General features: G+C 65.7%; 9 protein-coding genes. 8 read left to right on the top strand and 1 reads right to left on the bottom strand.

The genetic code is table 11. From position 1 onward, the window contains the following. The first annotated feature begins 44 nt into the window (after positions 1-44). The 8 genes from ahcY to AC1DZ8_RS04445 all read left to right on the top strand — a co-directional run bounded on the left by ahcY (position 45) and on the right by AC1DZ8_RS04445 (position 13,893). Positions 45-1,445, top strand: coding sequence for an adenosylhomocysteinase (ahcY, locus tag AC1DZ8_RS04410; protein WP_477282771.1), 1,401 nt, complete (start codon positions 45-47; stop codon positions 1,443-1,445). A gap of 187 nt (positions 1,446-1,632) precedes the next feature. Next, a complete protein-coding gene (locus tag AC1DZ8_RS04415; RefSeq protein ID WP_477400337.1) occupies positions 1,633-4,197 on the top strand; it encodes a sensor histidine kinase in 2,565 nt (854 codons plus the stop codon). 8 nt (positions 4,198-4,205) lie between these two features. Continuing rightward, positions 4,206-5,717 carry a tRNA (adenosine(37)-N6)-threonylcarbamoyltransferase complex ATPase subunit type 1 TsaE gene (tsaE, locus tag AC1DZ8_RS04420; protein ID WP_477308402.1) on the top strand — a complete coding sequence of 504 codons (1,512 nt, stop codon included), beginning with the start codon at positions 4,206-4,208 and terminating at the stop codon, positions 5,715-5,717. Between the two features lie 14 nt (positions 5,718-5,731). Next, a complete protein-coding gene (locus tag AC1DZ8_RS04425) occupies positions 5,732-6,436 on the top strand; it encodes a nucleotidyltransferase family protein (protein ID WP_477308505.1) in 705 nt (234 codons plus the stop codon). Next, a complete protein-coding gene (gene addB / locus AC1DZ8_RS04430) occupies positions 6,433-9,570 on the top strand; it encodes a double-strand break repair protein AddB (protein WP_477308400.1) in 3,138 nt (1,045 codons plus the stop codon). Before AC1DZ8_RS04425 ends, addB begins: the two co-directional genes overlap by 4 nt. Continuing rightward, positions 9,567-13,082, top strand: a complete 3,516-nt coding sequence (addA, locus tag AC1DZ8_RS04435) for a double-strand break repair helicase AddA (RefSeq protein WP_477400338.1) — start codon at positions 9,567-9,569, stop codon at positions 13,080-13,082. Before addB ends, addA begins: the two co-directional genes overlap by 4 nt. 73 nt (positions 13,083-13,155) lie before the next feature. Beyond that, on the top strand, positions 13,156-13,479 hold the full coding sequence (gene trxA / locus AC1DZ8_RS04440) for a thioredoxin (protein WP_023672297.1): 324 nt from the start codon (positions 13,156-13,158) through the stop codon (positions 13,477-13,479). A 132-nt stretch (positions 13,480-13,611) separates the two neighbouring features. Further along, positions 13,612-13,893, top strand: coding sequence for a cupin domain-containing protein (locus AC1DZ8_RS04445; RefSeq protein WP_127289572.1), 282 nt, complete (start codon positions 13,612-13,614; stop codon positions 13,891-13,893). An 11-nt stretch (positions 13,894-13,904) separates the two neighbouring features. Here AC1DZ8_RS04445 and AC1DZ8_RS04450 read toward each other — a convergent pair whose 3' ends face one another. Next, a complete protein-coding gene (locus tag AC1DZ8_RS04450) occupies positions 13,905-14,324 on the bottom strand; it encodes a VOC family protein (protein WP_477304862.1) in 420 nt (139 codons plus the stop codon). Between the last annotated feature and the right edge of the window lie 25 nt (positions 14,325-14,349).

Raw genomic sequence — 14,349 nt, forward strand, 5'->3', positions numbered from 1 at the left:
CGGCGCAGGCGCATTTTTGAGACAAATCACACCGGAGCACTGCCATGACAGGTAGCAAGGACTATGTGGTCGCCGATATTTCGCTTGCCGGCTGGGGCCGCAAGGAACTCGATATCGCCGAAACCGAAATGCCGGGCCTGATGGCCTGCCGCGAGGAATTCGGCGACAAGAAGCCGCTGAAGGGCGCGCGCATCACCGGCTCGCTGCACATGACCATCCAGACGGCGGTGCTGATCGAGACGTTGAAGGCGCTCGGCGCCGAGATCCGCTGGGCTTCGTGCAACATCTTCTCGACGCAGGACCATGCCGCAGCGGCGATCGCCGAAGCCGGCATCCCGGTTTTCGCGGTCAAGGGTGAGAGCCTCGAAGAGTACTGGGACTACACCGACAAGATCTTCCAGTGGGCCGATGGCGGCCTCTCCAATATGATCCTCGACGATGGCGGCGACGCCACCATGTACATTCTGGTCGGCGCCCGCGCCGAAGCCGGCGAGGACGTGCTGTCCAACCCGCAGAGCGAGGAGGAGGAATACTTCGTCGCCCAGATCAAGAAGCGCCTGAAGGCTTCGCCCGGCTTCTTCACCAAGCAGAAGGAAGCGATCCGCGGCGTCACCGAAGAGACGACGACCGGCGTCAACCGGCTCTACCAGCTGCAGAAGAAGGGCCTGCTGCCCTTCCCGGCGATCAACGTCAACGACTCGGTCACCAAGTCGAAGTTCGACAACAAATATGGTTGCAAGGAATCGCTGGTCGACGGCATCCGTCGCGGCACCGACACGATGATGGCCGGCAAGGTCGCGGTCGTCTGCGGCTATGGCGACGTCGGCAAGGGTTCGTCGGCCTCGCTCAAGGGCGCCGGCGCCCGCGTCAAGGTCACCGAAGTCGATCCGATCTGCGCGCTGCAGGCGGCGATGGACGGTTTTGAAGTCGTCACGCTGGAAGATGCGGCGCCGACCGCCGACATCGTCATCACCACGACCGGCAACAAGGATGTCGTCACCCTCGACCACATGCGCTCGATGAAGGACATGGTGATCGTCGGCAATATCGGTCACTTCGACAACGAGATCCAGGTCGCGTCGCTGCGCAATCTGAAGTGGACCAACGTCAAGCCGCAGGTCGACATGATCACCTTCCCGGACGGCAAGCGGATGATCCTGCTGTCCGAGGGACGCCTGCTCAACCTCGGCAACGCCACCGGCCATCCGAGCTTCGTCATGTCGGCTTCGTTCACCAACCAGGTGCTGGCGCAGATCGAGCTCTACTCGAAGCCCGGCCAGTACCAGAACCAGGTCTATGTGCTGCCCAAGCATCTCGACGAGAAGGTAGCGCGCCTGCATCTCGACAAGCTGGGCGCCCGCCTGACCGAACTGTCCGGCGAACAGGCCGCCTATATCGGCGTGACCCCGCAGGGTCCGTTCAAGCCAGAACACTACCGCTATTAAGCATAGCGCAAATTACCACTAGATATTGAAGCCGGGCGATTGACATTTCGCCCGGCTTCTTTTTTGCGCTGAATGATTCTTCACGCCGATTCCAGCACGCGCTATTGTGGTGATTCGCGGGCCGGGGACGAGGGCCGGCGCACGCATCTGGGCGGTCTTGCATTCAGGCGGCGAAAAGGACCAAGACATGCCGGGGGAAAACCCGCCTCGCGCGGGATGGGCCGTTTCCGGCGGCCACGACGATTCCGATATCACCGGCTCCGCCACGACAGGCGGCGGCCTGAAGAAGCGCGTCGGCGCCCGCCTCGCGGGCTTCCTCGCCACGTCCGCTCTTGCCGGTCCGCTCACCTCGTTTGCCGCGCATGCCGAGCCATCCATGGCGCAGAAAGCCGGGCTGTCGGTCAGCGCGGTCGAGGTCATCCAGCTCGCCATGTTCGTCGGCGTCATGGGCGCCGCTCTGGTCTCGGCCATTTTCCTGATCCGCGAACGAGCCCGCACCTCGGCGCAGAATGTCGAGCTCAGGGCCCGCGTCGCCGACGTCAACGCGGCGCTACAGCGTTCGGAAGCGCTGCTCAATCTGCGCGACCAGCGCATCATCGTCTGGGCTTCGGAGAACAAGAAGCCCGAGTTGATCGGAACCTTGCCGCTCGAAAGCGGCGCACCGGACGACCGCGCGGCGTTCCTGGCCTTCGGCCGCTGGCTGATGCCGCGCTCGGCCGCCGCGCTCGAAAATGCCGTCGCGGGACTGCGCGAGAAAGCCAAGCCTTTCGATCTGGTCATCGAATCGCAGGCCGGGGCGCCGCTCGAAGTGCATGGCCGCAAGAGCGCTGCGCATGTGCTGGTGCGCTTCGTCTCGCTTTCGGAAACGCAGCGCAGCCAGGCCAGGCTGAAGATCGAGAACCAGCGGCTGGCTGCCGACTACGACACGATGATCGGCCTGCTTGACGCCTTGCCGATGCCGGCATGGCTGCGCACCACAGATGGGCGGCTGAAATGGGTCAACCGCGCCTATGCCGGAGCGGTCGAAGCCACGAGTGCCGAAACCGCTGTGCGCGAAGCCAAGGAATTCCTTGGCGGCCAGGCGCGCGAACAGATCGCCGAACAACACAAGGCGCGCCCGGTCTTCGAACAGACGCTGTCGACGGTGATCGAGGGCGACCGCCGCGTGTTCGCCGTCACCGACTTCGCCGGCCCCGACGGTTCGGCGGGCCTTGCCTGCGACACCAGCGCCACCGAAACCATCCGCGGCGAATATGAGCGAACGGTGCGCAGCCACGCCGACACGCTCGACCAGCTCAACACGGCGGTGGCGATCTTCGATACCGACGAGAAGCTGCGCTTCTTCAACCAGGCATTCCAGAAACTGTGGGGGCTGGACTCCGGCTTCCTGCACAGCGCGCCGGACAATGCGCTGCTGCTCGACCGGCTGCGCAGCGAAGGCAAGATCGCCGAGCAGCCGGAATGGCGGCGCTGGAAGGAAGGCCTGCTTGCCGCCTACCGCGCTGTGGAATCGCAGGAGCACTGGTGGCATCTGCCTGACGGCAAGACCATCCGCGTGGTCGCCAACCCGCAGCCCAAGGGCGGCGTCACCTGGGTGTTCGAGAACCTGACCGAGAAGATGGACCTGGAGAGCCGCTACCAGACCGCGGTGCGGGTCCAGGGCGAGACGCTCGACAATCTGGCCGAAGGCGTGGCTGTGTTCGGCCCCGATGGGCGGCTGCGCCTGTCCAACCCGGCCTTTGTCGCGCTGTGGGGACTGAGCCAGGATGTGGTCAAGCCCAACGTCCATGTCCAGGCGATCCGCGATCTCAGCGACCAGCGCGCCGTCGACAGCCCGTGGGGCGGCTTCGTCGCCGCCATCACCGGTTTCGACGACGAGCGCCGCGAGCGCCACGGCCAGACCGAACTGAAGAACGGCACCGTGCTCAGCTACGCCGTCATCCCGCTGCCCAACGGCCAGGTGATGATGACCTTTGTCGACGTCACCGACAGCGTCAATGTCGAGCGGGCGCTGAAGGACAAGAACGAGGCGCTGCAGAAATCCGACCAGCTGAAGAACGAGTTCGTCCAGCACGTTTCCTATGAGCTGCGTTCGCCGCTGACCAACATCATCGGCTTTACCGAGCTGTTGTCGCTGCCGGCGACCGGGCCGCTCAGCCCCAAGCAGCGCGAATATGTCGAGCATGTCGGCTCGTCGTCGTCGGTGCTGCTCACCATCGTCAACGACATACTCGACCTCGCCACCGTCGACGCCGGCATCATGCAGCTCGACATTTCGGAGGTCAGCGTCGAGCGCACCATTGCGGCGGCCGCCGAGCTGGTCGCCGACCGCCTGGAAGAGCATGCGATCAAGCTCAGGATAGACGCCGCGGCAGCGCCGACGAGTTTCCACGGCGACGAGACCCGGGTCCGCCAGATTCTCTACAATCTGCTGAGCAACGCCGCCAATTATGCGCCGGAGGCGAGCACGATCACGCTGGCCTGCCGGCATCTGGAGCAAGGCGTCGAGTTCTCCGTCCATGATGACGGCCCCGGCATGCCTCCGGACCTGCTCGATTCAGTGTTCCGCCGTTTCGAGCCACGCACCAATGGCGGGCGCCGGCGTGGCGCCGGGCTCGGCCTGTCGATCGTCAAGAGCTTTGTCGAACTGCATGGCGGCAGCGTGCGCATCGAGACCGGCAAGGACCGGGGCACGACCGTCATCTGCACATTCCCCGATGCACCGTCGGGCATCCGCGCCGCGGCCGAGTAGCGCGCTCGATGGCTGTTGTTGTGGTGGAGCGTTTTCTCGCCGACGAGGCTGCGACCGCAAGGCTCGGCGAAGACCTGGCCATGGCGCTGCGACCGGGCGACGTATTGGCGCTCAAGGGCGATCTCGGCGCCGGCAAATCGACGCTGGCCCGGGCGCTGATCCGGGCGCTGGCCGACGATGCCGGCCTCGATGTGCCGAGCCCGACCTTCACTTTGGTGCAGAGCTACGACACCCGCATTCCCGTCCATCATTTCGATCTCTACCGGCTGTCCTCGGCCGGCGAGATCGACGAACTCGGTTTCGACGAAGCGCTGCTGCAAGGCGCCGCCCTTGTCGAATGGCCGGAACGGGCCGAGGCCGCGCTGCCCAAGACGTCGATCTGGATCGACCTCGTCCATCAGGCTGAAGGCCGATTGGCGAAGCTGTCGGGCGAAGGTGCCGCCTTTGACCGTGTCGCTCGCTCCCTGGCAATGCGTGATTTCCTTGAAACGGCCGGCTGGGGCGAGGCCGCGCGGCGCCATTTCGTCGGCGACGCCTCGGCGCGCTCCTACGAGATCGTCTCGCTCGCCGGCTTTGCACCATGCGTTCTGATGAATTCGCCACGGCTGGTGCTCGGACCGCCGGTTCGCGACGGCAAACCCTATGCGGTGATCGCCCACACCGCGCAGTCGGTCACCGCCTTCGTCGCCATCGACAAGGCGCTGCTGGCGCAAGGCGTCAGCGTTCCGGAAATCCACGCCGAGGATCTCGACCAGGGGTTTCTGCTGCTGGAACATCTGGGCTCGGAAGGCTTTCTCGACGGCCAAGGCGAGCCGGTGGCGGAGCGCTATGCGGCAGCGGCCGAACTGCTGGCGATGATGCACGGCAAGACCTGGCCGCAGCGCATGGAGGCAGTGCCCGGCATTTTCCACGACGTGCCGCCTTTCGATCGCGACGCCATGCTGATCGAAGCCGACCTTCTGGTCGACTGGTATGTGCCGATGGTGTCAGGCGGCCCGCCCAGCGAGGCTTTGCGCGCCGGCTATCACAAGGAATGGAACGCGATTCTCGATCGGCTGGACGCCAGCGCATACACGCTGATGCTGCGCGATTTCCACTCGCCCAACATCATCTGGCGCGGCGACCGCACCGGTCATGATCGCCTCGGCATCGTCGATGTCCAGGACGCGCTGATCGGTCCGGCCGCCTATGACGTCGCCTCACTGGCCATGGATGCCCGCGTCACCGTTTCGCCTGAGATCGAGCAGCGGACCGTCAATGCCTATGTCGCGGCGCGCCATGCCGCCGGCGGCTTCGACGAGGCCGCCTTCCGTGAGGCCTATGCGATCATGGCGGCGCAGCGCAATTCAAAAATCCTCGGCATTTTCGTGCGGCTCGAAAAGCGCGACGGCAAGCCCTATTATCTGAAACACCTGCCGCGCATCCGCGACTATCTGGGGCGGGCGCTGGCGCATCCGGCGCTGGCCGGGTTGAAGGATCTTTATATGGCGCATGGCCTGCTGGAGGAACGCGCACCGTGACCCTGACCACCGCAATGGTGCTGGCGGCCGGTCTCGGCAAGCGGATGCGGCCGATCACCGACACCATGCCGAAGCCGCTGGTGAGGATCGCCGGCAAGACCTTGCTCGACTGGGGGCTGGACAGTTTGCAAGCGGCCGGCGTCACCAAGACCGTCGTCAACGTGCACTATCTGCCGGACCAGATCGTCGACCATGTCGCCCACAGGCAGACGCCAAAGATCGTCATTTCCGACGAGCGCGACGCGCTGCTGAATTCGGCCGGCGGCATCGTCAAAGCCTTGCCGCTGCTGGGCAGCGAGCCCTTCTACATTATCAACGCCGACACGTTCTGGATCGATAGCGGACAGCCCAGCCTCGAGCGCCTTGCCCTTGCATGGGACGGCGCGAAAATGGATATTCTGCTGATGCTTACCGATCTCGACTCGGCGACCGGACACTGCGTCGGCACGGATTTCCTGATGGCGCCGGATGGCGGCCTGCGACGCTCGAAAGGCGACCCGGCAGGGCTGATCTATGCCGGGGCAGCGATCGTCAATCCCGCTATCTTTAAGGATGCACCGGCCGGGGCGCATTCGCTCAACGCCTATTTCGACACTGCGATTACTGCGGGCCGGCTGTTCGGCATGCAGATGCGGGGGCGCTGGATCACCGTCGGCACGCCCGATGCCGTCCCGCAGGCGGAAGCGGCGGTCGCCGCCGCCCTCGCAGGAGCGGTATGAGCGGCTCGCGCCGCGTTCTCTCGATCCCGCCCGGAGCGCCGTTCCTGCCGACTCTGGCCGAGGCCTTGCTGGCGGGACGGCTGGTGCCCAGCTTCCGCTTCGACGGCGATCCGCTGGCGCTGGCCGATGTCACCATCTATGTGCCGACGCGGCGTGCGGCGCGGGCGCTGCGCGGCGCCTTCGTCGATGCGCTTTCCGGGCCGGGAGCGAGCCGCCGTTCGGCAATCCTGCCGGTCATCCGCCCGCTCGGCGAGTTCGACGAGGACGAGGCAGCCTTCGACGCCGGCACGCCGACCGAGCTTGAAATGGCGCCGCCGATCGCGGCCATCGAACGCCTGCTGCTTTTGGCGCCGCTGGTGCGGGCCTGGAAGCGCACCTTGCCCGCGCACGTCCTGGCGATGTTCGACGAAGAGATCGTCGTGCCGGCCTCCGCCGCCGATGCGATCTGGCTGGCGCGCGACCTCGCCCGGCTGATGGACGAGATCGAGACCGAAGGCACGGACTGGACCAGGCTTGCCGATCTGGTGACCGGCAATCTTGCCGGCTGGTGGCTGGTGACGCTCGGTTTCCTCCGCATCGTCACCGATGCCTGGCCGCAATTGCTGGAGGAGCGCGACCGCACCAATCCAGCCGCGCACCGCAATGCGCTGATCCGGCGCGAGGCGAAGCGGCTCGAACGCAATCCGCCGAAAGGCCCGGTGATTGCCGCCGGCTCGACCGGCTCTATTCCCGCCACGGCGGAACTGCTTGCCGCGGTCGCCGGCCTGCCCAACGGCGCCGTGGTGCTGCCCGGTCTCGATGGGATGCTGGACGAGGCGTCCTTTGCCGCCATTGCAGCGCCTGGCGCGCGGCCGGCACTGCTCGGCCATCCGCAATACGGCATGGCCAAACTGATCGGCAAGATCGGCGTGCTGCGCGGTGATGTCGAGGAGGTTGTCTCCGCCCAGCCGGCGCTGGCGCTGCGCGCGGCCCTAGTCGGCGAAGCACTACGGCCGGCCGAAACCACCGAATTGTGGGCCGAAACCCGTGTCACGTTCAAGGCTGGCGACATCGCCGAGGCCTTTGCCGATGTGACGCTGGTGGAAGCCGCCAGTGAACGCGACGAGGCGGTGGCGATTGCCATTGCGCTGAAGACCGCCGTCGAGCAGCCGGGACAACGGGCGGCCCTCGTCACCGGTGACCGCGCGCTGGCGCGTCGTGTCTCGGCCGAGCTGCTGCGCTTCGGGGTCGTCGCCGACGATTCCGGTGGCACGCCGCTCGCCAACACGCCGGCGGCCAGCCTGCTGCGGCTCACGCTTCAAGCCGTGTTCCGGCCCGGCGATCCGGTCGGCCTTTTGTCGCTGCTCAAGCATCCGCTGCTAGGCCTCGGATTGGAGCGCACCGGGGTGCGTCATGCCGCCGAGCTGATCGAGTTAGTGGCATTGCGCGGCGGCACCGGGCGCCCCGACATCGCCTCGCTGCCGGCGCTGTTCGAGGAACGTCTTGCCGGCCTGAGCGGAGACAAGCGCCAGCCCTTCTGGTTTTCGCGCCTGACCGTGCGCGGCATCGAGGACGCTCGCGACGTCCTGAGCCGGCTTGCGACGGCGCTGGCGCCGCTGACTGCCTTTCGCGCTGAAGACAACGCTGATCTCGTCGCGCTGACCAAGGCGAGCGTCGCCGCGCTGGAAAATCTCGGCCGCACGGCGGATGGCAGCCTCGCCGGACTCTACGCTGGCGATGCCGGCGAGAAACTCGCCGAGCTGCTGCGCGGCGTGGTCAGCGCTTCGGCATCATTCGACTTTGCTGCCGACGAATGGCCCGATGTGATGGACGCGCTGATTGCGCCGGAAACGGTCAAGCCGGGGCAAGGCACAGACCGCAACATCGCGATCTGGGGCGCGCTGGAAGCACGACTGCAGAATGTCGACACGCTGGTCATCGGCGGGCTGAACGAAGGCGTGTGGCCGCGCAAGCCGGAGAGCGACAGCTTCATGTCGCGGCTGATGAAGACCGGCATCGACCTCGAGCCGCCGGAGCGGCGCATCGGCCTTGCCGCCCACGATTTCCAGATGGCGATGGGCGCGAACAAGGTGGTGCTGACGCGCTCCGCCCGCGCCGGCGACGCGCCGGCCGTGCCGTCGCGCTGGCTGCAGCGCATCCTCACCTTCATCGGCAAGGATCCCGCCACCACCCTGCGCAGGCGCGGCGATGAATTGCTGGCCTGGGCGCGAACCCTCGATGCCGGTGAGCGGAAGCGTTTCGCGCCGCGGCCACAGCCGAAGCCGCCGCTCAGCGTGCGGCCGCAGCATTTCTCGGTCACCGAGATCGAGACGCTGCGCCGCGACCCCTATGCGGTCTATGCCAGGCGTATTCTCGGCCTCCTGCCACTCGAACCGGTGATCCGCGATCCCGGTGCCGCAGAGCGCGGCACGTTGTTTCACGACATACTGCATCTGTTTTCGACAGAGGTTGCCGATCCGCGCGCGCCGGAAGCTCTGGAACGGCTCATCTCCGCCGGCCGGACATGCTTTGCCGAGATAGCCCTTCCCGCCGATGTCGAGGCCGTATGGTGGCCGCGCTTCGAAAAGCTTGCCGCCAACATCATCGAGTGGGAGCGCGGCCGGGCTCCCGCAGTCGCCCGGCGGCACGCCGAAGCGCGGGCCGAAACGACCGCTGTCGGCCGTACCGGCGTTACATTGTCGGGCTATGCCGACCGCGTCGATCTGCTGGCCGGCGGCATGGCCGACATTCTCGACTACAAGACCGGCTCCTCGCCGTCCAAGGCGCAGGCGCACACGCTGCTGGCGCCGCAGCTGGCGCTGGAGGGCGCGCTTCTGCGGCGCGGCGCCTTCAAGGGGCTTGGCGCGCGCGAACCCTCGCAGCTTGCCTTCGTGCGGCTGAAGCCCAATGGCGAGGTGTTCGAGGAATCCATCCTCGACTACAACCGCCAGCCGAGGACCGCCGAAGACCTTGCCGAAGAGGCCTGGGCGCGGCTGGAAAAGCTGCTCGTCCACTATGCCGATCCGACGACCGGCTATCTGTCGCGGGCGCTGCCGTTCCGCGAAGGCGAGAGCGATGGCGATTACGACCATCTGGCGCGCGTGCTCGAATGGTCGGCCGGCGGCGATAGCGACGATGAGGCGGGGGAGGCATGAAGAAAGCCTACCCCATCCCCTCAGAAACCGCTGCCAGCCAGGCGCGCGCCTCCGACCCGAAGAACTCGGCCTGGGTGTCGGCAAATGCCGGCTCGGGCAAGACGCATGTGCTGGCCCAGCGCGTGATCCGGCTGCTGCTCAACGGCACCGATCCGTCGAAGATCCTGTGCCTGACCTACACGCGGGCCGCCGCCGCCAACATGTCGAACCGCGTCTTCTCGACGCTGTCGGAATGGACGGCGCTTGGTGATGCCGACCTTGCCGCCAAGATCACCGCGCTCGACGATCGCCGGCCCGACCGCGACACGATGCGCCGGGCCCGCCGGTTGTTTGCCGAAGCGCTGGAGACCCCGGGGGGGCTGAAGATCCAGACCATCCACGCCTTTTGCGAATCGGTGCTGCACCAGTTCCCGCTGGAAGCAAACATCCCAGCGCATTTCGAATTGCTCGACCCGCAGATGGAGGCCTCGCTGTTCGCTGCCGCGCGCCGCGACATGATTTCTGGCACGTCTGCCGGAGACGCCGGACTGGCCGAGGCCTTTGCCACCGTGCTGGAACGCGGCGGCGAACATGGGCTCGACGCGCTGCTGACTGAGATCGTGCGCAAGCGCGACGGCTTACGCGGCTTCATCGATGCCGTCAGGCGCGACGGCAACGGCTTTCAAGCCCTGTTCGACGAGTTCCATTTCCGCCCGGGTCAGAGTGCCGATGATATAGCCGCATCGGTCTGGCCGCTGCCCGGTTTCCCGCCGGATTTCTTTGCGGTCTTCGCCAGCGCGGCGGAAGCCGCCGATGCCCGCACCGTGCTCAACAATCTCCTGCCCTATGCCCGCGCGGCCTTCGCCGACGAAGATCCAATCCGCCGGCTGCAGATGCTGAGCAAGGCTTTCCTCAAGGCTGACGGCGACCCCTACGATCCCGCCAAGACGTTCAAGAAGGCGCTGCTCGACCGGCTGCCCGACCTTCCCGAACGCTATCTCTCAGCGGTCAAGGCGATCGTCGAGGTGTCCGACCGGCTGGCGCTGTTCCGGATGCTGGAAGGCACGGTCGCGGCGCTGACCATCGCCGACTGGCTGATTGTGCGCTACGAACGCCTGAAGCGTGGTCGCAGCTTCCTCGACTTCAACGATCTCATCACCCGCACCGTCAATCTTCTGGCGCGGCCCGATGCCGGCCCATGGGTGCAGTACAAGCTCGACCAGGGCATCGACCACATCCTGCTTGACGAGGCGCAGGACACGAGCCCCGACCAGTGGGAGGTGGTGAAGCGCCTGTCGGAAGAGTTCTTCGCCGGCCACGGCCAGCGCGGCAGCGCCAATCGCACCATGTTTGCCGTCGGCGACGAGAAGCAGTCGATCTACTCCTTCCAGGGAGCAGCGCCCGATTCCTTTGCCGACAGCCGGCTTTTGTTTGCCGGGCGCGTCCGTGACGCCGAGGCTTCGTTCGCCGACCTAAAACTGACCTGGTCGTTCCGCTCGACCGACGACGTGCTGGCCGCCGTCGATCGCGTTTTTGCCGAGCCGGGCGTGCGGCGTGGCATCAGCCATGATCCGGATCCGCTCGACCACAAGGCGATCCGCAACGATGCCCCGGGCTATGTCGAGGTCTGGCCGTCGCTCGGCGCCGATACGGTCGAGGAGCCCGACGACTGGACGCTGCCGGTCAACCATGCCAGCGCGCCGGCAGTGCGGGTCGCCGAGCATGTCGCGGCGACGATCCAGGCCTGGCTCAAGAACCGCGAGGTCATCGAGGGCAAGGGGCGCAGGCTGAAAGCCGGCGACATCCTTGTGCTGGTGCGCAAGCGCGACCGCTTCGTCCATGCGCTGTCGCGCGCGCTGAAGGACCGCGATATCCCGGTCGCCGGCGCCGACCGGCTGAGCCTGCCCGGCCACATCGCGGTGAAGGATCTGATCGCGCTCGGCCATTTCCTCATCCAGCCGCAGGACGATCTGTCGCTCGCCGCCGTGCTGCGCAGCCCCATCTTCGACGTGTCGGAAGAGACGCTTTTTGCGCTTGGTGCGGGAAGGCCGGCCTCGCTGATAGCGTCACTGCGCCTTCGTGCCGGCGAGAGCGAAGCGCTGACCAATGTCGTCGCCCGCCTCGATGGCTGGGCCAACGAGGCGGCGTTCCGTCCTGTCTTCGAATTCTACGCCGGGGTGTTGGCGCGCGACGGCCTGCGCAAGAAGATGATTGCCCGGCTCGGGCCGGAGGCCGGCGATATCCTTGACGAATTCCTGAGTTTTTGCCTGGCCGAGGAACGCACCGGACTGCCGGGGCTGGAGGCCTTCCTGGCGACGCTGGAAAACACCGGTCCCGAAATCAAGCGCGAGATGGACCAGACGCGCGACGAGGTCCGCGTCATGACCGTCCACGCCGCCAAGGGCCTGGAAGCGCCTGTCGTCTTCCTGGTCGATGGCGGCTCGGCGCCGTTCAGCGACCAGCATCTTCCGCGGCTGATGCCGTTCGACGGTTCGGGGCGCAGCTTTGACGGCAAAGGTTATCTCTGGCGCTCGGCAAGCGATGTCGCCAACGGTTTCTCCCGGGCGGCCTCGGCGCGGGCGCGGGAACTCGCCGACGACGAATACCGCCGCCTGCTCTATGTCGGTATGACGCGCGCCGAGGACCGGCTGATTGTCTGCGGCTATCACGGCAAGCGTTCGCCCAGCACCGGCACCTGGCATTCGATCGTCAGCCGCGCGCTGACAGGTGCGCCCGAAAGCACGGAACGCCCCCACCCCGCCAGCGGTGAGCCGGTGCATCGCTTTATCATGACCAAGCTGCCGCCGGTGGCGCTGGCCGCCGCCGACGAGACGCGGCAGCCGCAACAGCTTCTGCCGTTCTTGCCGGCAAACCTTTTTCGCCCTTTGCCGCCTTACGAAGAGCTGCCGCGCCCGCTGTCACCTTCTGGCGCCTCGGCGCTGATCGATGAGGGCAAGGAGGCGGTCGTCGATACGCGCTCGCCGGTTCTGGACAGCGAAGCTGAGCCCGGTTTTGCCGTGATGCGCGGGCTGGCGCTGCACAAATTGCTGCAAATGCTGCCCGGCTTTGCCGAGGACGAACGGCAAGGCGCGGCCAGGCAATATCTCAGCCGCACCGGCGCCGACTGGACCGAAGCCGAGCGCGACAAGGCGCTGGCCTCTGTGATGGCGATCCTCGGGGATGCGCGTTTTGCCGATCTGTTTTCGTCCAGTTCTCGCGCGGAGGTCGCGGTTATGGGCAGCCTCCAGGTGAAGGGCAAACTGCGCTCGATCTCCGGCAAGATCGACCGGCTAGCGGTGACGCCGCAAAAAGTGTCGATCGTCGACTACAAGACCAACCGGCCGGCGCCGACCACGCTGGCTCAGGTGCAGCCGGCCTATATCCTGCAGCTGGCGCTCTACCGGGCATTGCTCAAGCCGCTTTATCCCGGCCGCTCGGTGACTGCGGCGCTGCTGTTTACCGAGGCGCCGAGGCTGATCGAACTGCCGGCTGAGGCGATGGACGATGCCCTTGCCCGACTCACGGGAGCGTGACACAAGTTCTGCTTGAAGAAGGGCTGCTCAACCACCACATTTGGTGCGAGATAAATTTCGAAAGGATTTTCGCATGGCCACCGTCAAGGTCGACAAGAGCAATTTCCAGGCCGATGTGCTCAACGCCTCGCAGCCTGTCGTGGTGGATTTCTGGGCGGAATGGTGCGGCCCGTGCAAGATGATCGGTCCGTCGCTGGAAGAGATCGCCAACGAGCTCGGTGACAAGATCAAGATCGCCAAGCTGAACATCGACGAGAACCCCGAGCTTGCCGCGCAGTTCGGCGTGCGCTCGATCCCGACGCTGATGATCTTCAAGGGCGGCGAAGTGGCCGACATGAAGGTTGGCGCTGCGCCGAAGACCGCGCTGTCGCACTGGATCAATGGCAGCCTCGCCTGATCTGACTGATTTCCGAGATCCGAAGCCCGGCCCTCGCGCCGGGCTCTTTCTTTGGCGTCATCGCCCGACCGCCTCTGGCCCTCGCATCGACGCACTCCATGTCATCTGCTTGTTGCAGGACAGGAGAGACAAATGACCGGATCCGCCAAGGCCACCGTCTTCATCGACAATGAGCGCGTCATCGTCACCGAATATCGCTTCCAGCCCGGCGACAACACCGGCTGGCACCGGCATGGCCACGACTATGTCGTGGTCCCGCTGATGGACGGCAAGGTGAAGTTGGTGACCAAGGACGGCGAGTCCTTCGCCGAGATGAAGAAGGGTGCGCCCTATTTCCGCAAGGAGGGCGTCGAGCACGACGTCATCAGCGCCAATGAGGGCGAATACGCCTTCATCGAAATCGAGCTGAAGTAGACCTCCGCCAACTACCAGTCGGCGATGCGGTCGCCGCCGGTGAATTGCGCGCTTTTTGCGGTGTATTCGAACAGCTCGATCTTCACGCCGTTGGGGTCGCGGATCCAGGCCTGAAACGTGTCGTCGCAAGCGTGTTTCTTGGCCGTAACGTCGACGCCCTTCGATTTGATGTGGGCGATCGCCGCGTCGATGTTTTCCACCTCAAGGCAAAAGTGGTTGATCTGGTTCTGCTCGCTGTATGCCGTGCCGCCCTTCTGGAACACCTCGACATGGCTGCGGCCGCCGCAATTGAGGTAGAAGCCGAACACCTTGCCGTCGCGCAGGAAGTTGAACTGCGTGTCGAGGCCGAGCACGTCGCGGTAGAAGGCCCGCGTCGCTTCCAGGTCGTGCGCGAAGATGCAGACATGGGCGAGCTGCTTCACCTTGATCATCACTGGCTCCTCGCGAAAGTATGGG

The organism is Mesorhizobium sp. P2_F7 (assembly GCF_056403695.1).